The sequence below is a fragment of the Marinomonas sp. IMCC 4694 genome (genome assembly GCF_008122525.1).
GTDB lineage: Bacteria > Pseudomonadota > Gammaproteobacteria > Pseudomonadales > Marinomonadaceae > Marinomonas.
On record NZ_VSRV01000001.1, the window covers coordinates 2,012,285 to 2,031,674 of the forward strand.

Sequence of the window (19,390 nt, forward strand, 5' to 3'; positions counted from 1 at the left end):
TATTGTTCACCTATCAAATAAGGCGCGGCTATGGATCCACACCATTCTCTTATTGCTCTGTCAGAAGCTATGCCAAAAACGGAACTTCACCTCCATATTGAAGGTACCTTTGAGCCAGAGCAGATGTTTGCCATCGCACAGCGCAATCAAGTACCACTTCAATACGAGTCAATGGACGCTCTCAAAGCCGCCTATCAATTTACCAACTTACAAGATTTTCTCGATCTGTATTATCAAGGTATGTCGGTATTGCTTCACGAAGTCGATTTTTATGACCTGACCATGGCGTACCTAACAAAAGTACACAGTGAAAATGTCGTTCATGTAGAAATTTTCTTTGATCCCCAAGCCCACTTATCTCGTGGCGTGCCATTCGATGTTCAGATCAAAGGCATTTACAACGCCCTACAAGATGCTAAGAAAAAATGGGGAATGTCCTCGAAGTTGATTATGTCTTTTTTACGCCATCTAAGCGAAGACAGCGCATTTGGGACACTTGAACAAGCAACCCCTTTCCTTAGCTGGATCGATGGTGTTGGATTAGACAGTTCCGAGCTTGGTCATCCGCCCGAAAAATTTTTACGCGTGTTTGAAGTCTGCAAGAACCTCGGCCTGAAAGTCACCGCTCACGCCGGAGAAGAAGGTCCTCCAGAATATGTTTGGCAAGCCATAGAGCAAATTGGTGTGGATCGTATAGACCACGGTAACCGGGCATTAGAAGACGAACTATTAATAAAAACTCTACAAGAGCGCCAACTCACTTTAACGGTGTGCCCGTTGTCGAACCTAAAACTGTGCGTTGTGCACGATATGAAAGACCACCCTATTACCCATATGCTTCAGCTGGGCTTAAACGCAACGGTAAATTCCGACGATCCGGCGTACTTTGGTGGTTACATGAACGATAACTATGCGTCACTTATTCGTCACACAGGAATCCAAAAAACAGAGCTTCAGCAATTGGCCGAAAATGGCATAAACGGCAGCTGGATGAGCAAACAGGAGAAAACTAAGCACTTAACAGCGCTCTTTGCGCTCTTTCTTTGACACCTTGATTTTTTCACTACGGGACTGTGTTAACATTTTGTTTTTTACACTATTGAGCCGATTTTATGACCATTGCCTCCCTACTCGATGACCGCTTTTACCACTTACTTAGCAATGAACGCTACGACTATATGCTGAAACTAATCAAACAAAAACGCGACATTTGGACGCTGGCTGATGCCGAAGGGTGCTTGATTATCGATCTTGGCAGTGACAAAGTACTGCCTATTTGGCCCACTGAAGCCTTCGCCAAAACATGGGGTGAAAAAGACTATCTAGGCTTTGAAGCACTTAACATCAGCGCAACAGACTGGACTGAAAAATGGCTACCAGGCATGCAGCAAGACGGTTATTCCGTTGGCGTCGCACCTAACCTAGCAGGCGAATGCATTGTATCTTCGGCCGAAGAGCACGCCGACGACGTGCAAAAATAAGTCGATTTCAATGTTTATTATGTATTTTTCACCCTAGTCTATATACATTATTTCACTCATTTACGTACAAGAGAAAGATCATGTCGAATAATAGTGGCGTTTTGATGCGCATTGTGTGTCCTTTAAGGCCGTATCTGTATTTTCTTGCATTGACGCTCATTTGTTTGACGGCAAGCCGTTTATTACTGATGATTTGGCAATACGATCGAATCAACAGCACGGGCGATTGGTTCACTTTGTTGGGTTTCGGCTTGCGTATTGACTTGGCGTCTATCGCCTTTCTTATTGGCATACCCGCCGTCATCAGCTTGTTGGTCTCGGGATTACCCTACATAAACCGTGTGTGGGATTTACTCACACGCTTCTGGTTGACCGGCACGTTTGTATTATTAATTTTTATGGAGGCCTCTACACCAGCGTTCATTGATGAATACAGCTTACGACCAAATCGATTGTTTGTTGAGTATTTGCTTTATCCAAAGGAAGTCTTTTCGATGTTGATTGAGGGACATAAGCTGACTCTCTTTGTGACGTCGCTTATTACCACGATCACTGTCATTTTGTCTTTTCAGTTTTTCCGCAAACGAAGCATTCTTGGCCAACCGCAACCCAAATGGTACGAACGCCCTGTTCTGATGGCATTGGTTTTTGTGCTGGCCTTTGTGGGCGCTCGGTCTAGCTTTCAGCATCGCGCCATTAACCCCAGCTATACCGCGTTTACCAATGACCCACTCATCAACAGTTTAACGCTCAACTCAACTTATTCTCTACTCTATGCGGTCAACCAGATGTCGGCAGAGATAAGCTCTTTTAAGCTCTACCCAAAAATGGCACAAGACGACGTTATTAACGAGATACATCAAGCAATGGGGCTGGGCAAAGAGCAATTTACGTCAGAAGAATTTCCGACCTTACACCAACAAGTCGCCACTCGTCAGTATGAACGCCCTAAAAATCTGGTCATCATTCTGGAAGAAAGCTTAGGCGCGCAGTTTGTTGGCAGCTTAGGCGGCCTACCCCTGACACCAGAATACGACAAATTAGTGCCAGAGGGCTGGGCATTTAATAACCTATACGCGACAGGTACACGCTCTGTCCGTGGTATAGAAGCTGTAATCACCGGGTTTGTTCCCACACCGGCTCGCAGCACAGTGAAATTACCTAATTCACAGACTGGTTTTTTCACCATCGCCAAGCTACTGGGCCAACAAGGCTACAGCACGAATTTCATTTATGGTGGCGGTGCACACTTTGATAATATGAAAACGTTTTTTTTAGGAAACGGTTTTGATTCTATTATCGAAGAAAAAAACTTTAACAACCCTGAATTTGTCGGTTCTTGGGGTGTCAGCGATGAAGATCTGTTCACTAAAGCCAATCAAGATTTTGTTGAGCGCTCCAAAAGTAACACCCCCTTTTTTAGCCTGGTGTTTAGCTCCTCAAATCACGACCCTTATGAGTTTCCAGATAACAAAATCGAGCTGTATAACAGCCCTAAAAATACTCGTGAAAACGCAGTAAAATATTCCGACCACGCCGTTGGCCATTTTTTTAGACTGGCAAAACAAGAAGCCTACTGGAAAGACACGATATTTTTAGTGGTGGCTGATCATGACGCTCGAACTAGACGCTCTGATCTAGTGCCAATCCCGAGCTTTCATATTCCCGGCTTGATCTTAGGGAATGGCATTGAAGCAAAACAAGACAATCGCATGACCAGCCAAATTGATCTCGCGCCCACCTTGATGTCCCTCATTGGTGTCGATGCTGAGCACCCCATGATTGGACAAGACATGACCGCCGTTGGTGACGACTACCGTGGTCGCGCCATCATGCAATTTGATCAGAACCAGGCGTATCTAACAGGCAACAAGGTGGTGATTTTAGAGCCTCAAAAGCCTCCTAAAACCTTCACCTATGACAATCAAACGCTTACGCAGAGCGACCAAGTAGAGCAAGCGATCATCGATCGTGCCATTGCACACCCGTTGCTAGGCACTTGGCTTTACAATGAAAAACGTTATGATTTAGCAAGACCAGAGACGTTGCTTAAAACAACCGTTGATAATGACCTACATTAACGCACTCGTTAAGTCACTTCTCCTTGCCAAGGCTTCAGTTGAATACAAGGACCAACATACAAGGTGTTACTTGCTGAAGGTGTTTGTGCATTTTTAGTCACAATAAGATGGCTGCTGTTTACGATCGCAAGCCAAGTGGTTTTATCCAGGGCCCAACCCTCTTGTGGATCACTGAGATGATTTGATTCAGCACCAATGTAAGTAAGAGCACCGGTTTCTTGATCTTTTGCCCATACATGCAGGTTTGTTTGATCTGCTCGTGGATGGCGTTCTGACCATTGAACAAACAGCAACGATGGAGCCACCTCGGTGCGCTGGTAAACCGTCATCACAAACTCAACCGTGTTCAACCTATCTTGCTGGTTGTTCTTGGTGTTGTTTGGGGCCATCACCGCCATATAACTGGGTGTCGCACGAATCAAAGATCTTTCCTGAGTATTGAAGTTGATCGCACCAATAAAAAAAGCAAACAGTAACGCCAAAGACACAAAACTGGCGCCCATACCAAACCAACGCCAGCCAAAAGGCAAGGTGGGTGGTTTTTTCCTCACATGATTGGCATTCTTGGCTGGAATCGATCGCTCAATACGCTTCCATACTTCGCCAGAAGGCACTTTTTCCGGCAAAGCATATTGCACTTTAGCGGCATTTTCAGCCCAACGGACAATAGCATTATCCAGTGCTGGCACTTGCAACCGCAAACTCTCCGTTCGCGCTCTTACCCTGGGTGTCATTACCGACATCACATATTGACTGGCTATATGCTCACAGATCACAGGGTTACGGTATCTTAGGATTCTAGACATTCTTTTAACTCCTTTAGCCCTCGGCGTACCCATGCCTTCATGGTACCTAAAGGGACCGACATTGCTTTTGCGAGGTCACTGTGGCTGTGGCCGTATAAGTACGATTTAAGAATGCAGTTTCTTGCCTGTTCTTTTAATGAATACAAACAGCGGTTCATTGCAATATGATCAGATAAATCATTTTCCTCGACTAATAAATCAAGTAAATCGCTGCTGTCTTCAGTGGAAATATGAGGGTGTTGCTGTATTTTACGCCAGCGATCTAAACTGCTATTTCGTGACATCACACACAGCCACGCCCAAGCACTGCCTTTTCCGCTGAATTTTGAAGCATTAAGCCATATTTTTAGAAATACCTCTTGAAGTACATCTTCCGCTTCTGCTTCCTCTTTTACGATGCGATAAATAAGCCCAAACAATTTGGCACTCGTCAGTTGATACAACATCGATAACGCGAGTGAATCTTGTTGCTGTATTCGATACATCAACGCTTTGACTTGACGATGCCACTCTTCATCACCCACTAACACAGCCTTCTCCTTGATCTTTTGATTTGTCATTCTACCTGAGTATTTGAGTGAAAATACGGTCTGTGTTTAAACAAAAAAAAGAGCCGTGGAGAGTCACTTCACCGCTCTTTATTAAAACAAAAAGAAAACTAAAAAAGCATGAAGATGCTTTTTTAATACAACATCGAAAGTATATTAATGAGCTTTTTCAGCGACATGCCATACGCCATTACCTAGACCATCTCCTAATCGGTCACCCTTTTTCTTATCGCCGAACCAAGTGTATAACGGCTGATTTTTATACGTCCATTGCATCGCGCCATCTTTACGCTCTGTCAATCCCAAACCTTTAATGAGCGTATCACCAGGTTGCGCAACGAAAGGAGGCCACTTTACAGCGCAACCGTCATAACAATTTGATTGACCGCCCGCATCTTTGTCAAAAGTATACAAGGTCATACCTGATTTATCGGTCATTTGATGTGCCATATGACCGTCTGCGAAAGCCACACTACTGAACATGGCAGAAGACAATAGCGCAACAACCGCCGATGACTTAATAGATAACTTCATGTTAATACTCCGTTTAAGTTTAAATAATTTACCTTTCACTTACTGAGACGAAGCCAAACTGTAAATTGGATGCACAACACGATAAAAATAATGTATTTTTCTGATCGGAAAACAAACAGCTATAAAATCACTCAAAAAAATTCTTAATAAACATAACATTACCTATATTTACAAATAGATCTGGTTTTTTTTTCATGCTAACTTCCTATTCGCAGATGCACTTTTCATGCGTTATTTACCTCTTCGTAATATCACACAAAGTAACAGCGGCTGTCTCCATGGACGAGACGCTGCATCTCAATTCTACCTATAACTATTAAGGCTCTTTGAGCTGATCACAACTGAGGACTTTCTATGCAAGCATTCATTGATTTCTTAAACGGAGTCATTTGGAGCCCTGCCCTAATTTATTTGTGTTTAGGTGCCGGTTTATTTTACTCAATACTTACCCGTTTTGCTCAAGTGCGACACTTCAAGGAAATGTGTTCGCTGCTTTTTACTCCAAACGAATCCGATAAAGGTATTTCATCTTTCCAAGCACTGGCTGTGTCTTTGTCAGGTCGCGTGGGTACCGGTAATATCGCAGGCGTTGCGGCGGCCATTGGCTTTGGTGGTCCTGGTGCTGTTTTCTGGATGTGGGTTGTGGCGTTTTTAGGCGCAAGCACCGCCTACGCAGAATCAACGCTTGGTCAACTTTACAAAGAAAACGACAACGGCCAATATCGCGGTGGCCCAGCGTATTACTTTGAACGCTGCCTAGGCTGGCGTTGGTTAGGCGTTTTATTCGCTTTGGCGTCTATTCTTGCCTGTGGTGTTTTTCTTCCAGGGATTCAAGCAAACTCGGTAGGTAACGCCGTTACGCAAATTTTCGGCGAAGGCGTCATCGTTTCAAGTTCGTTTGGTGATGTAGGGTCGACTAAGCTTGTGGCATTGGCGGTTATTCTGTTAACACTGGCCTTCATTATTTTTGGTGGCATCAAACGCATCGCCGGCTTTACTCAAATCGTCGTGCCCTTCATGGCACTTGGCTATATTGTGATGGCGTTGATTGTCGTATTCTTAAACCTTGATAAAGTGCCTGGCATTTTCGGCATGATCTTTTCTGATGCGTTCACCGCTAAAGCCGGTTTTGGTGCAGCGATTGGTTGGGGTGTGAAACGTGGCGTTTACTCAAACGAAGCCGGTCAAGGTACAGGCCCTCATGCGGCGGCCGCGGCCGAAGTTCAACACCCTGCACAGCAAGGTTTGGTTCAAGCTTTTTCTGTGTATGTAGATACCTTGTTTATTTGTACAGCAACCGCCTTAATGATCTTGATCACTCAACAATACAACGTACAAGGCACCTTGCCAGATGGTCAGTTCATCGTACAAAACGTTGATCCTTCAACTATTATAGCGTCACCTGCTTTTACTCAAATGGCCTTGGCCAGTGTATTTGGTAGCGTTGGCCCTATCTTTGTGGGCATCGCTTTGTTCTTCTTCGCCTTTACGACGATTTTGGCGTACTACTATATTGCCGAAACCAACGTGGCGTACCTGCGTCGCGCGTTAAAAATTAACGTGTCATTAACCCTCGTGAAATTTTTGATCATGTTCATGGTGGCTTACGGTACGGTAAACACCGCGGGGTACATTTGGAACTTGGGTGACGTAGGCGTGGGCTTAATGGCTTGGTTAAACATTGTCGGTATCATCGCTATTTTCTTTATGTCTCGTCCGACTATGAAGACACTACGCGATTACGAAGACCAAAAAGCCGCTGGCGTAACAGAATACACCTTTAACCCGAAAGCCCTTGGCATCAAAGGCGCGGAGTTCTGGGAAAAACGTTACGACGAACAGCAAGCTCAGAAAAACGCGAAGAAATAATCTTTTCTAAACGTTCAAAAAAATAGCCACTTCACGGTAACAGTGAAGTGGCTATTTTTATTTCTTGTAGCGACTTAAAGCAAGGTCACCGCTGCAAATAAAGCCGCGATCAGAGCATAAAATAACATCGGAATAATGGTGCGTTTGATGATAAAACCTTCTTGGTTTTTGATGCCCAAAATCGTCGAAACAGCGATGATGTTATTGATACACACCATATTACCCATCGCCGCGCCAGCAGACTGAAGCGCCAATACCAAGGTCACTGGCAAACCAACTTCCTCTGCAATACCCAACTGAATACCACCAAAAGTAATATTAGACACAGTGGCCGAACCTGAAAAGAAAGAACCCAAACCACCCAATAACGCCGCAGCATATCCCCAGTAATCGCCCAACAAGCTGGCAAAAGCCTGTGCCAATAACAACATCGACGCATTATCCCCGCCTTGCATCATTAGCTTGACCATCACTAAAGCACCAATCAACGACAACACAGGCAAGAGCAAACGCTGGCCGGTATCACGAAAAGATCGACTCACCAAAGAACGCGACATGCCAAACAGTGGAATACAAATCAGCGAGACAATTAAAAAAGGTATCATGGCTGGCACATATAAACTTTTATACTGCCAGCTCACATCGGTGCCCAAAATGTTGTTCAGACTCAAGACCAAAGCTTGACTCAATTCAAATTCAGTCGCTCCAAACTGAGCCGACCATAAAGGCGACATGCTGTTTAGTAGGTCTTTAATACCCCATTGAGGAAGGCGAGTGACGATAAGAATCAAAATCAGCAAGGCAAAAGGAAGAAATACCTTTGCCACTTCACGTATCTTCACCGGTGCATCTGGCGTACTTGAATTGATCTCGGTACGTAAACCCACGCCCTTTTTCGCCAAGAAAACATTAAACGCCAAGCCTACCGCCCCACCAATTAAAGAGGGAAACTCATAATTCCACTGAGCAAACAACACATAAGGCACAGTACAAGACAGCACACTCAAAACAATAAACACCGTATTTTGACGAATTTCACGCCAACTCAATAGAAAACGCAGTGCCACAAAAGGAATCACCAACGCGGCCAAGCTATTCAACAGTGCGGTTTGTTTTGAGATGTCCATTAACTGCAATTCAGACAAGGGCAACGCCGACAGACCGAACCAAATTGGCGTACCTACTGCACCAAATGACACCGGCACCGTGTTCATCGCCAGGGTGAAAATCGCAACAGGAATCGCCGGAAAACCCAACCCAACCAAGATAGGCGCCGCGATAGCAGCAGGCGTACCAAAGCCAGACGCCCCCTCGATCATAAAAGCAAACGCCCAACCAATGATCATCAACTGAGCGACGTTATTGCTACTGATGTTTTTAAGCCATTGGCTCAATACCGCCTCAGCACCAGAAAAAAACAAAATACGATTTAACAAAATCGCGCCGGCGACAATTGATATCGGCGTCAAAACCGATAGCACACCCGCGGCCACATTCGCGCCCAACAAGCGCACCTCTGCTTGAAACAAAAACAGCTGAATCAGCGCCACCATTATGGCAGTTAAAGGCAAAGCGATGTGTGACGGCACGGCGTTGCGTTTTGTCATCGCCCAAATCAGCAGTAAAATCGGTACACCAGAAACAAGAGTATGCATTTTGGTCCTTTAAAATGAGCAATCCATCAGTATCACGATAAGATAGGGTAATAATTATACCCATCTAGCCCCGTCCCCTTACTGATTCAAAGCACTTATTCGGCTTAATGAGTTATAATTTGCCCACATTTTTGTTTATAACATGCCCCCATAATCAACCTGAGCCACTTATGCCATTTTCAACGCTGGGATTATCTCCTGCTATTGTTCAAGCCGTCCAAGATCAAGGCTACAAACGCCCTACTCCAATCCAGAAACAAGCCATTCCAGTGATTTTATCTGGAAAAGACCTGATCGCCACGGCTCAAACAGGAACCGGCAAAACGGCGGCGTTTGTGTTGCCCATCTTAGAACGCTTCCAACACATTCAAACTCGACGTGGTAAGCGCATTAAAGCGCTCATACTGACGCCAACACGAGAGTTAGCCGTTCAAATAGAAGCCAGCGTTACGCAGTACAGTCGACACTTGAATGTGCGTTCTATGGTGGCGTATGGCGGCGTCGACAGCGAACCACAAAAACAAGGTTTGATCGACGGGATCGACATTTTGGTCGCCACGCCGGGGCGATTATTGGACCTTGCCCATCAGCGCGCCGTCCACTTTGATGAACTCGAAGTCCTCGTATTGGACGAAGCCGATCGCATGGTTGATATGGGCTTTGTCGACGATATTTATAACATTTTGGATCGTTTACCCGAGTCTCGCCAAAACTTACTGTTTTCCGCCACCATGACAGACAGCGTACGCGTCATCGCCGATGAATTTTCGGACATCAAGCAAGACAAGCCGGCGTTTGAAATTGCCATTTCGCCCAAAACTAAAGCTGCGGCTAACATCAAGCAGTGGCTCATCACCGTCGATAAAGACACCAAATCGGCTTTACTGAGTCACTTGATCAAAGAGCAAGAATGGGATCAGGCGCTGATCTTTATTGAAAAAAAACACGGGGCAGCCAAACTCGTCGATCAATTAGCGAAACGCGGCATTATTGCCGATTCCATTCATGGCGACCGCAGCCAAGCCATGCGTGAACAAATTTTGAACCAGTTTAAATCCGGTGAGCTCAAATACTTAGTGGCGACCGGCGTCGCTGCGCGAGGGATTGATATCGGCGCATTAAGCCGTGTGGTTAATTATGACTTGCCGTTTAAGCCAGAAGAATACATCCATCGTATTGGTCGAACGGGTCGCGCGGGCGCCAGTGGCGAAGCCATTTCGTTTGTTGCCATGGGAGATTTTAAAAACCTCTGTGCAATCGAAAGCCGCCTCAACCACCTTATTGAACGTAAAGAAATCGATGGCTTTCCTGTACGCAAAGTCGTGCCGGTTTCTATTTTAAATTACGTTCGCAAGAGCCAACGCTAAACCCTATAAAAGGTCTTACTTTATGTCTTTATTATTTGAAGAAATCGACAGCCAAGACTCGCCATTAGGCGAAATTTCTTTGCGTAAACGTCGCATTCCTACGTTTGGCGATCGTGATATTTACGAAGTCAAACTCGGTGAAGAATTTTTAATGTCGAGTATGTTTGTCGACGCTGAAGAAGCCCTATCCGATCTCGGTTTGGCCCAAGTCAAAGGGGATAATTTAAGCGTTGTCGTGGGTGGATTGGGATTAGGCTATACCGCTGTAGCCGCGTTAAAAGACCAACGCATCGCAGAATTATTGGTGGTTGATGCCTTAGAAACCGTCATCGGCTGGCATCAGAAAGAACTCGTGCCGCTGGGTAAAATACTCAATGCCGATTCGCGTAATCGCTACGTACTCGGCAGCTTTTTTGACCTTGCTACGACCCCAGAAACAGGCTTTGATCCAACATCCGACGGTAAAAAATTCGATGCGATTTTACTCGACATCGATCACTCCCCTACCGAGTTTCTGAACCCTTCCAACGCCGGTTTTTACACCACTGACAACCTCACGCTCATGGCAGAGCAGCTTAACCCCAACGGTGTATTTGCCATGTGGTCACAAAACCCACCGGAAAACCATTTCATTACTCTACTAGGCACGGTTTTTAACCAGGTCGACGCTCACTTAGTGTCTTTTTTCAATCCTTTTCAAGGGAAGGATTCCACTAACTCGGTGTATGTTTGCAGCAAATAAAACGCTCATTTTAAACTTACCATGCCTACGACATGAGTCGTTGACATGGTCTAATTTAAAAACGAACGCTATTGCCCAGCGGTTTCTTTTTCGCGATAGGCATAAGTGGCGTCAAAACGCGACTGTATCCAGTCGCCGCTCAAAATAGCCTCGTATTTCGCTGGTTTGTCTGTGGTGGCACAACTTGGCACGCATTCCACGTTGGTTTCGTAATCTGGTTCCACAAAAAATGGGAAAGAGTAACGATGCACATCCGACAAAGAGGCTTTCACACGATGCGCAGTCGATACGTATTCATCGTTGGTCCAGCGTTGCATTAAGTCGCCGATGTTCACCACAATGGCGTTTTCAATCGGTGTGGCATCGACCCATTCTTGCTGGCGGTTTTTGACTTGCAACCCGCCAATCTGATCTTGTAGCAACAAGGTGACACAGCCGTAATCCGTATGGGCGCCTGCGCCATTATCATGCTCGCTGACCGGGCGAGGTGGATAGTGGATCATGCGTAATACCGTCACATGGTTTTGAAAACACCGAGTAAAAAAATCGTCCGTTAACGACAAGGCTTGCGCCATGGCGGTTAACAGCTTTTGTGCCACGTCAAAGGCTTCAACATAATACTCTTGCAGAACCTCAACAGTTTTTGGGTCGCTGGGGTTTTGATTAGGTCCATACATGGTTGGGTATTTCGCCGCTAGCGGATGATCTGACGGGAAATCCAACGCCATGTCGAAGGTTTCTTTCCAATCCGCATGGCCTTTTTCGTCAAGCTGCTCCTCACCAATATTGCCATAGCCGCGATGATTGATACTGTGTTTGATGTCGATGGCGTTTTTGATGTCTTGTGGCTGCTTAAAAAAACGTTTCGCTTCACGCATCATGGCCGACATTAACTCAGCTGGAATGCCCGTGTTGACTAAATAAAAGAAGCCAATCTCACGGCATGCGGTATCTAACGCTTGAATCTCGTTGTGACGAATCGCGTCACTTTCATGGGTCAGTTTGGATAAATCGATTAGCGGGATAGACATTGACCTGTTCCTTACGCTCTGGAGGATAATTTAATTAATTGAGTATGCTTGGTATTAAAACGCTTTAAACCCTCTTCGCCAAAATCAACGACAATCATGGGCTTATCGCCTTGCTCTTGGCGAACAACAACACCTTGGCCAAATTTATCGTGGCGAACTTTATCGCCCGGTTTTAAACCGCTTTGCGCCTCGACGCGATGATGAAAAACCAGCGTCGGCGAAGAATCCACCGCACTTAAATAGCGCTGAAAAATCACACCTTTCTCAGAAGCAATGGCTGTGCCAGTGTCCTCGGCATACCAAGCATCACAGATTTGACTCACCGCATAAGGCTGAGCCTCAAACACAAAGCGCGATAACGACAAGCTTTTTAATGCAGCGCGAGGAATATCGCCCTGTTTCATACGTTTATGCTCGTCGGCAGTCGGTGTTTCCAGTATGACCAGCTTTTGCTTTGCCCGAGTAATGGCCACATAAAACAAACGACGCTCTGACGCTAGGTCACTGGCGGCTTGCTTGTCAATCGCACTTAACTCTTCGTCGTAATAAGGAAAGCGCCCTTCCTGCAAACCCGACAACAGCACCTGATCAAACTCCAGCCCCTTGGATTTATGAATCGTCATCAAGTGCACCCCATGGCTGTCGTCGGTGTGCCTTTCATTTAACGTAGCCAGTTGCTCTAGAATAGACTGAGCCTCACCACCCACACCGCGAACGTACGCCATAAAGGCATCGCAGGTGGCCATTTTTTCTTGAGCTTGAATGTCTTTGCTGCTGGTGCTTTCAAAGTAACGATAAATGCCCAGCTTCTCCAGAGTATGCGCTAAACCTTGTGCCGGATCACGGCGATACATACCTAAACTTCGCAACCAATCCGCCCGTTCGTGCAACTTTTTGGCGCGCCAGCCGTCCATCGAATCCGCCAGTGTTTCTATCATTTGCGGCAGCAAATGGGGCGACTGACGAGCTTGCTGAATCAAGGTTTTTCGTTGTGCCATAGAGCCGCCCAAGCTGGGCACCGTCAGTAAATATTCCACATCGTCCCGGTTAAAAAACACCGCAGGATTTTCTAAACCACCCGCAATCACAGCCAGATACGCCATCAACATGCGAATTTGACGATTTTCCAACAGCGGTGAATCGCCGTGTAATTGATACGGCACGCCTTTGTGCATTAAGGCCAACTGTACGGGCACCATGTCACTGTACAGTCTCACCAATACCGCACTGTCGCTTAACGCTCGGCCTTCGTCGACCCAAGATTTAAGCTCGCCCAATAAGGCTTTGCCAGTCTTGGGGGCACGGGCAAACGACACCCGTGTTCGCTCACCAGCACCGATCACCAAAGCATCAGGGTCATTTTCCGAGATCACACTCGACGCCATTAAACCCACTGCATGACCAAAACGAAAGCTGCTGCTTAATGGATACGTCACAACATTAACAAACTCTTGATCAAACTGGTTCGCCATAATTTCTGGGCTAGCGCCGCGCCATTCATAAATACATTGTTGCACATCGCCGACGATCATCCATTGACACGGCGCAGGATACAGCTGCTTTAGTAATTCATACTGGCAAGGGTTTATGTCTTGGAATTCATCAATTAATAAATATCGAAATTCTGGCACAAGCGCACGCACTCTCACTCGCTCTGGTTCAGGCAATTCAGAAATCAATTCATAGGGGTCACTGAGGAGATCTGCAAAAAAACGCACGGTGTTACGCTTACGTATGCGCTCTAACTCATTATACAGCGATGGGAAAAACTTACGCTCACCAGACCAACCTAAGGCCTCAAAGACACTATGAGCCGGCTGATCAGATGCTTTTACTTGGTCGATAAACAGCAAAGCATCTTCAAGCCAATCTTTCTCATCCAGCATGGCTATTTTTTCACCGTTGCGCACCAAGCGCTGTAAGGCATCGCGCAGCATTTTTACTAGGCTAAAATCGTCAGTCACCAGCTTGGCGGCTGGCAACCAATTTTGTTGCTCCAAACGTCGGCAAAATTGCATGCCAAAGGCGTGAAACGTCATCACGCTTGGCGAACGAAAATACCCCGCCGCTTTTAGACGCTGGCTTAAACGTTCAGTAAATTCGGCTTGCGCGCTTTTATTAAACATAAACACGCCAATATGAGTAGGTTCGATGCCTTGCGCCAACAAATATTCAATACGAGCGATCAAGGTCGTGGTTTTCCCCGCCCCAGCCACAGCAATGACTTTTGCTGGCGTGGTCAAATCATGGTCAACAACGCGCCGTTGCTCGTCGGTCAACAACGAGGCCTGACGGGAATCTGAGTGTGCAGCTATCAAAATAATCTAACCTTGTTCATCGTCAAAGCACTAGTCTTCAAATAAATGGCCCATTTCACGAAACGCAAGATGCTCTCGGCCTGCAATTTTTGCAATGGATTCGCCGCATACCACCAGCCGGCGTTGCACACGAGCAAATAAAATCCCCTTAGTGCGGGCGACCAGCGGGTAAGAGGACGTTTCTACGTCGTCATCCATCAGGTTCACGACCTCGCCAATCACTTCGCCCACTTCCACTTCGTCACCAATGGCTTTGTGATAGCAGACGATGCCAGCGCATGGGGCTTTGACCAGATCCATCGCGTCTAACGGGTAATACACCAATTCACTGTCGTTTATTACCGGCGGTTTACCGGTAATAACCCCTCGTAACACCAAGTAATCAAACAACGCTTGGGCATCTTGTTGGGCAAATTCATTAGAAATGTCATTTTCACCACGCAATTCTAAGGTAAGCGAACGAGTGCCCCAAGGCATCAAATGCGCATAATGGCCTTTTAAGTCACGCCACACACTGACATTGGTTTCGTCAAACGAGGCCGCGCCGGTTTCTAATTCTGATAAGCCTACTTTTGCCCCCAACAACGCCAACAGCGGCCTAAAATGCCCCTCAAACTCTTGCGCAACATAAGCGTGCATGCTCGCTTCGCCCGAGCAATGCAAATCAAGTACTTCGTCGGCATCCATCGACAAAGCTAGCAAGGTTTTCTTCATGCCTTGTAATTCCGTGGTTTCAGGCAACAAACTCAACTCTTCAAGAATCGCTTGACGAACCCGGAGTAGATTCGCTTCAACGTCTCCACTTATCTCGCTTTTAATGCGCTTTTCGACTTTTGCCCCTAACTGAGGCCAATGCCGATTAAAATTACCGCCGCCGTCGGAAAAGGCAAATCGCCCCGGAATGTAACCGTGAAAGTTTTGCGCCAAACCAATCGGGTTTGCCACAGGTACAATGATAATTTCACCCTGAATCACACCAGCAGCGTCGGCTTTTTTCAGTAGTCGCAGTAACGTATTAAGCACCAAAAAACCCGGCCACTCATCGGCGTGCAAACCAGCTTGCATATACACCTTGGGGCGCGCACCCGCGCCGCCAAAATAGTGCGCCTTGATGACTCTTTCGGTTCCCGGCGTCGCACTCGGCAAGACATGAGCATAAATTTGATAAGACATAACACCCCATGTTGTAAGATTCACCCCGTTTTAACCCGCAACATGGTACGCTAAAACGGTTTTTTAATAAAAACAATTGCCTTCGCTGTAAGAAATTTCCACGGAGTCACGTCTCATTATAAATGGTTGATCACATTAGGAGAAAAGAATGAAAAAATCGTTTGTCGCAGCCTCCCTTGCTGCCTCGTTAGCACTTAGCTGCGTCTCTGTAGTCGCGGCGCCAGACACCCAAACGTGGCAAGCAACGCTGCAGGAAGCGAAAGGCCAAACAGTGTATTTTAACGCATGGGGCGGCGCCGATAATATTAACGATTATATTCTGTGGGCCGCTGATCGCATTAAAGCGCAATACGATATCACACTTAAACAGGTCAAACTGACTGACACTTCAAATGCCGTTAACCGTGTATTGGCTGAAAAAGCGGCCGGAAAAAACACTCAGGGCTCGGTGGATTTAATCTGGCTGAACGGTGAAAACTTTCGTGCGATGAAAGACAACGACTTATTGTTTGGCCCTTTTAGTCACTCTTTACCAAACTATATGCATTATGTCGACGAACAAGCGCGCCAAAGTGTAACGCAAGATTTTGGCACACTGGTTGATGGCATGGAATCGCCTTGGGGTATGGCGCAAGTGATCTTTATTCATGATACCGCGACGCTAACCACCCCACCTAAATCCATGAACGCACTGTTACGTTACGCCACAGCGCACCCAGGACGCATCACCTATCCAGAACCACCGCAATTCCTAGGTTCAACCTTTTTGAAACAAGCCTTATATGAATTAACGGCGGATAATACGTTATTATCGCAACCCGTCAGCGCGGTCGACTTTAAGGCGGTCACGGCACCATTGTGGGCGTATTTAGATCAGCTCCACCCAGTCGCATGGCGCCGTGGTCAAGCCTTTCCGTCCAGTTCTGAGGAGATGATGCGCTTGTTAGACGATCAAGAAATTGACGTTGCCCTTAGTTTCGACATCTCCGCCGCGTCCGTTCAAATCGACAAGGGCAACTTGCCCGACTCGGTGCGTTCTTACGTATTCACGAAAGGTACGATTGGCAATACTCACTTTTTAGCGATCCCTTATAATAGCAGCGTAAAAGCCGGTGCTCAGGTAGTGGCCAATTTTATGCTATCGCCTGAAGCGCAAATTAAAAAACAAACACCTACTATCTGGGGCGATTTAAGTGTGCTGTCATACAGCAAATTATCTGACGATGATCAGGCTAAATTTGATGCCTTGCCTCGTGGCATTGCTACCTTGAACATGGAAGAATTGGGGCAAACCTTGCCGGAACCGCATAGCAGTTGGGTGAGTGCATTAGAAGCTCAATGGCGCAAACGTTACGCACAATAAGCAAGGTCTGACTCGTTGCTAACCAATCAGAAATAAGAAGCAAGATGCCACTAAAATACACATCATGGATCACTGGAGGCCTCTCTCTGCTCTTACTAGTCCCTATTTTAATGGGATTAGTCGGCACATTACTTCCCGCTTTTGGGTACTTCCCCCCCCTGGGTGAGTTTTATTTCACCCTGTCACCTTGGCGTGACTTGTTCGCCCAAGGGGAATTTTACGCCAGTGTCACTCTGAGCCTACTCACGGGGATTGGTGCGCCGATACTGGCACTCTGGTTGGCGTTATCTTTGTTGGCGTGGGGTTATCAACGGCCTTATTTTGCCAAAATTGAAGCCCTACTTTCCCCCATTTTAGCGATCCCACACGCTGCCATGGCCATCGGTTTGGTGTTTTTGCTCAGCCCATCTGGTTGGTTGATGCGTCTTGTCAGTCCTTGGCTAACCGGTTTTGACCGTCCACCAAACTGGATCAGCGTACAAGATCCGTTTGGTCTCTCGCTGATGTTCGCCCTAGTCATTAAAGAAATGCCTTATCTTTTGTTTGTGATGCTCGCTACGATGAACAGCATTAACGCCCGCGACAGTCTGTATGTGGGTCAAACATTAGGGTATAGCCGCTTTACGCTGTGGCGCAAAGTGTTGATTCCTCAACTTTACCCTCTTGTGCGCCTGCCTATTTTTATCGTGGTCGCTTTTAGCCTTACTGTGGTGGATTTAGCCTTGGTCATCGGACCTAATACACCATCGACGTTGGCTGTCACTTTATTACGCTGGTTCAATGACCCGGACCTTGATAGGCGACTCATGGCCAGTGCGGGGGCGATGTTCTTGATGCTCGTGATTGTACTGGTATTAGCAGGCTGGGAATTATCACATATTGTACTCACACGATGCACTCGAGCAGAACGTAGCAACGGAAAACGCCACGGAGTCACTGACTATCTACTTCGACTTGGCGTTATAATAGGACTACTCACCCTGCTTAATGCATTTATTGCTTTGGCCTTACTGCCTATTTGGTCACTCGCTAGACGCTGGCGTTTTCCTGACACACTGCCCAGCCAATGGACGTGGGACAACCTCGAACGCTCAACCCCCATGCTCATTGAACTCACGACCAACACCTTAACCATTGCGCTGTCAGCCACTGTATTGGCCTGCTTAATCAGCCTTATCATGCTGGAAACTAAACACCAAAAAAACCAAAATGCCACTAACCCAGCCAAAAACCACGTCTTTGACTGGCTCATTTACGTGCCCATTCTACTACCACAAATCGGCTTTCTCTTCGGGTTGCATGTACTGTTGATTTACTTAAATTTGAACGGTAACCTCTTTGCCATCATTGCGTTGCACCTTATGTACGTTCTTCCATATGTGTATTTAACCCTCAAAAGCCCATATTTAGCATACGAAGAGGGCTATTTAGAGCAAGCCAACCGACTCAATTACCAACCATGGCGCAACTATGCACGCGTCAAAATAGCCATGTTGAAGCCCGCGTTGTTTACCGCCTTTGCCATTGGTTTCTCTGTCAGTATCGCACAATACTTGCCCACACTCATCGCCGGCGAAGGTCGCTACAGCACACTTACCACAGAAGCCGTGGCACAAGCGGCATCGGGGGACCGAAAGCAAGTGGGCAGCATGGCCATGTTGCAAGCGTTTTTTCCCGTGATGGTATTTTGGCTAGCACAGTACATACCACCCCGCTGGACAACCTGGCGATTGGCGTTTAAACACCAAATTAAAAGGAACAAGCCGTGCTCAGTGTAAATTCGTTTTCCTTGTCATTAAACGATAAGGTGCTCATTAACCATTTGAGTTTCGACATCGATAATGGCCACGTATTGTCGATTATGGGGCCAAGTGGCATTGGCAAATCCAGCCTTTTACACTTTTTAAGCGGCACCTTACATCAAGGCGTAACCGCAACAGGTGAGGCGTTTTTAAACCAAGCTCCGATTCACGGTATACCAACCGCATCAAGAGGGGTCGGTTTATTGCAACAAATGCCGCTGCTGTTTCCACATATGAGTATTTTGGAAAACTTGCTGTTTGCTATTACCGACCAAATACCCACGAAAGAACGCCATAAAATGGCGCAACAGGCATTAGAGAAATTAGGCATTCCCGACAAAGCCAATGCCCTACCAAAAGACCTGTCTGGCGGCCAACAAGCCCGCGTCGCTCTGCTTCGCACCTTGCTATCAAAACCGGATTATTTACTGCTCGACGAACCTTTCAGCAAACTTGATCCCGCGCTTCGTCGCGATGTGCGCGCCTTTGTGTTGGATGAAATACGCCACGCTAATATCCCCGCGTTACTCGTCACCCACGATCCGGAAGACGCAAAAGCCATGAAAGGAGAGTGCATTGAATTAGACTATCCAATCGGGATATAACGCTCACTAAAGCCA

16 protein-coding genes are annotated in these 19,390 nt (G+C 46.6%); 9 read left to right on the forward strand and 7 right to left on the reverse strand.

All coding sequences use genetic code 11. The annotated features are described in order from the left end of the window. The first annotated feature begins 30 nt into the window (after positions 1 to 30). The 3 genes from FXV75_RS09175 (at position 31) to FXV75_RS09185 (ending at position 3,562) form a co-directional block, all read left to right on the forward strand. Positions 31 to 1,047 carry an adenosine deaminase gene (locus FXV75_RS09175; protein ID WP_148832741.1) on the forward strand — a complete coding sequence of 339 codons (1,017 nt, stop codon included), beginning with the start codon at positions 31 to 33 and terminating at the stop codon, positions 1,045 to 1,047. 65 nt (positions 1,048 to 1,112) lie between these two features. Further along, entirely contained in the window at positions 1,113 to 1,481 is a 369-nt protein-coding gene (locus FXV75_RS09180; RefSeq protein WP_148832743.1) for a DUF2750 domain-containing protein, read from the forward strand. Positions 1,482 to 1,561: 80 nt separating this feature from the next. Beyond that, positions 1,562 to 3,562, forward strand: a complete 2,001-nt coding sequence (locus tag FXV75_RS09185) for an LTA synthase family protein (RefSeq protein WP_148832745.1) — start codon at positions 1,562 to 1,564, stop codon at positions 3,560 to 3,562. A gap of 8 nt (positions 3,563 to 3,570) precedes the next feature. Here FXV75_RS09185 and FXV75_RS09190 read toward each other — a convergent pair whose 3' ends face one another. The 3 genes from FXV75_RS09190 to FXV75_RS09200 all read right to left on the reverse strand — a co-directional run bounded on the left by FXV75_RS09190 (position 3,571) and on the right by FXV75_RS09200 (position 5,450). Continuing rightward, positions 3,571 to 4,368 carry a hypothetical protein gene (locus FXV75_RS09190; RefSeq protein WP_148832747.1) on the reverse strand — a complete coding sequence of 266 codons (798 nt, stop codon included), beginning with the start codon at positions 4,366 to 4,368 and terminating at the stop codon, positions 3,571 to 3,573. Beyond that, positions 4,353 to 4,898 (reverse strand): RNA polymerase sigma factor, encoded by a 546-nt coding sequence (locus FXV75_RS09195; RefSeq protein ID WP_187424872.1) that lies wholly within the window; start codon positions 4,896 to 4,898, stop codon positions 4,353 to 4,355. The genes FXV75_RS09190 and FXV75_RS09195 overlap by 16 nt, the downstream gene beginning before the upstream one ends. 174 nt (positions 4,899 to 5,072) lie before the next feature. Next, positions 5,073 to 5,450 carry a hypothetical protein gene (locus tag FXV75_RS09200; protein WP_222863116.1) on the reverse strand — a complete coding sequence of 126 codons (378 nt, stop codon included), beginning with the start codon at positions 5,448 to 5,450 and terminating at the stop codon, positions 5,073 to 5,075. Positions 5,451 to 5,804: 354 nt separating this feature from the next. Between FXV75_RS09200 and FXV75_RS09205 the strand changes: the two genes are divergently transcribed. Further along, entirely contained in the window at positions 5,805 to 7,319 is a 1,515-nt protein-coding gene (locus FXV75_RS09205) for an alanine/glycine:cation symporter family protein (RefSeq protein ID WP_148832751.1), read from the forward strand. A 74-nt stretch (positions 7,320 to 7,393) separates the two neighbouring features. Here the strand turns inward: FXV75_RS09205 and FXV75_RS09210 are convergent, their stop codons facing one another. After that, a complete protein-coding gene (locus FXV75_RS09210) occupies positions 7,394 to 8,974 on the reverse strand; it encodes an L-lactate permease (RefSeq protein WP_148832753.1) in 1,581 nt (526 codons plus the stop codon). A 170-nt stretch (positions 8,975 to 9,144) separates the two neighbouring features. Here FXV75_RS09210 and FXV75_RS09215 point away from each other — a divergent pair, with 170 nt between their 5' ends. Together FXV75_RS09215 and FXV75_RS09220 are read left to right on the forward strand one after the other, a co-directional pair. After that, positions 9,145 to 10,341: a DEAD/DEAH box helicase gene (locus tag FXV75_RS09215; RefSeq protein ID WP_148832754.1), complete on the forward strand. Its 1,197-nt coding sequence runs from the start codon at positions 9,145 to 9,147 to the stop codon at positions 10,339 to 10,341. Between the two features lie 22 nt (positions 10,342 to 10,363). Next, entirely contained in the window at positions 10,364 to 11,083 is a 720-nt protein-coding gene (locus FXV75_RS09220; protein ID WP_148832756.1) for a spermidine synthase, read from the forward strand. 68 nt (positions 11,084 to 11,151) lie between these two features. Here FXV75_RS09220 and FXV75_RS09225 read toward each other — a convergent pair whose 3' ends face one another. Genes FXV75_RS09225 through FXV75_RS09235 form a run of 3 tightly spaced genes read right to left on the reverse strand, consistent with a single transcriptional unit; the run spans position 11,152 to position 15,605 of the window. Beyond that, the gene (locus FXV75_RS09225) at positions 11,152 to 12,114 is read right to left on the reverse strand and encodes an isopenicillin N synthase family dioxygenase (RefSeq protein WP_148832758.1); all 963 of its coding nucleotides are present in this window, start codon (positions 12,112 to 12,114) and stop codon (positions 11,152 to 11,154) included. Positions 12,115 to 12,125: 11 nt separating this feature from the next. After that, the gene (locus FXV75_RS09230; protein ID WP_262368517.1) at positions 12,126 to 14,432 is read right to left on the reverse strand and encodes an ATP-dependent helicase; all 2,307 of its coding nucleotides are present in this window, start codon (positions 14,430 to 14,432) and stop codon (positions 12,126 to 12,128) included. A gap of 30 nt (positions 14,433 to 14,462) precedes the next feature. Further along, positions 14,463 to 15,605: a succinylglutamate desuccinylase/aspartoacylase family protein gene (locus tag FXV75_RS09235; protein ID WP_148832759.1), complete on the reverse strand. Its 1,143-nt coding sequence runs from the start codon at positions 15,603 to 15,605 to the stop codon at positions 14,463 to 14,465. Between the two features lie 148 nt (positions 15,606 to 15,753). Here FXV75_RS09235 and FXV75_RS09240 point away from each other — a divergent pair, with 148 nt between their 5' ends. The 3 genes from FXV75_RS09240 to FXV75_RS09250 are packed head-to-tail and all read left to right on the forward strand — an operon-like array spanning position 15,754 to position 19,375. Continuing rightward, the gene (locus FXV75_RS09240) at positions 15,754 to 16,968 is read left to right on the forward strand and encodes an ABC transporter substrate-binding protein (RefSeq protein ID WP_148832762.1); all 1,215 of its coding nucleotides are present in this window, start codon (positions 15,754 to 15,756) and stop codon (positions 16,966 to 16,968) included. A gap of 44 nt (positions 16,969 to 17,012) precedes the next feature. After that, positions 17,013 to 18,746 carry an ABC transporter permease gene (locus FXV75_RS09245; RefSeq protein ID WP_148832764.1) on the forward strand — a complete coding sequence of 578 codons (1,734 nt, stop codon included), beginning with the start codon at positions 17,013 to 17,015 and terminating at the stop codon, positions 18,744 to 18,746. Further along, positions 18,734 to 19,375: an ATP-binding cassette domain-containing protein gene (locus tag FXV75_RS09250; RefSeq protein WP_148832766.1), complete on the forward strand. Its 642-nt coding sequence runs from the start codon at positions 18,734 to 18,736 to the stop codon at positions 19,373 to 19,375. The genes FXV75_RS09245 and FXV75_RS09250 overlap by 13 nt, the downstream gene beginning before the upstream one ends. Positions 19,376 to 19,390 lie beyond the last annotated feature (15 nt).